Source organism: Ruminococcus sp. AM26-12LB, assembly GCF_003480785.1.
GTDB classification, from domain to species: Bacteria; Bacillota; Clostridia; order Lachnospirales; family Lachnospiraceae; genus Blautia_A; species Blautia_A fusiformis.
In genome coordinates this window covers 184,886-185,634 of sequence record NZ_QUJX01000006.1, presented here as the reverse complement: position 1 = coordinate 185,634, position 749 = coordinate 184,886, and the positions used below count along the sequence as shown (strand labels likewise).

The 749-nt window shown below is 43.3% G+C and carries 1 protein-coding gene; it reads right to left on the bottom strand.

Translation table 11 applies throughout. From position 1 onward, the window contains the following. Positions 1 to 87: 87 nt before the first annotated feature. On the bottom strand, positions 88 to 749 hold a 662-nt coding region (locus DW694_RS06405; protein ID WP_286186887.1), incomplete at its 5' end, for an ATP-binding protein.

Below are 749 nucleotides of genomic sequence, written 5' to 3'. Positions count from 1 at the left end.
TGCAAATTACGCTCAAACGGAATGCCAGTTCCGCTACTGCGGAACGGCTATTCCATTTTTAACGGTACGAAGTACCGCTAGATGATATCATTCTGTTTCACGCATATTTATACCGTTCATCTCCAGACGATATGTATGATGCTTATCTGTGATTCGTGTAAGGCACGCATCAGCGTAGGTATTATCAGCAAACATATCAAACCATGTACTGACTGGAAACTGTGAGATGACTACAGTTGATTTCCTTCCATCCCTGGTGTCAAGGACTTCAAAAAGATCCCGGCATTTATCAAGATCGAGATCCATAAGGCCAAAATCATCGATCACAAGAAGATCCAGCTTGGTCAGCTTATTCAGGTAATCCAGATTTGTGGATTTGATACGTGCCTGTTCCATTTCGCTCATAAGAGTGTTCGCTTTTATATACTTTACACTCTTAGACTGCTTCATTGCAGTTACACAAAAAGCATTGATTAGATAAGTTTTTCCACTGGCGGAAGATCCTGTTACAATGAGATTCTTTCCTTCCTCTATCCAATGGCAGGTACTCAGTCGCTCTATTGTCTGGGTATCAAGCTGACGTTCTGGACGGTAAATAGTATCGTCCAGATCCGCCGCCGGGTATCGCAGATGCGCTTCTTTCATCAGACGATTAAAGCGTTTATCTGCCCGTGCCTGCCACTCTGCATCAACCATTGATGCCATGCGTTCCATAAAAGTGTTCAGATCTGCATTGGGATCTTTCAACT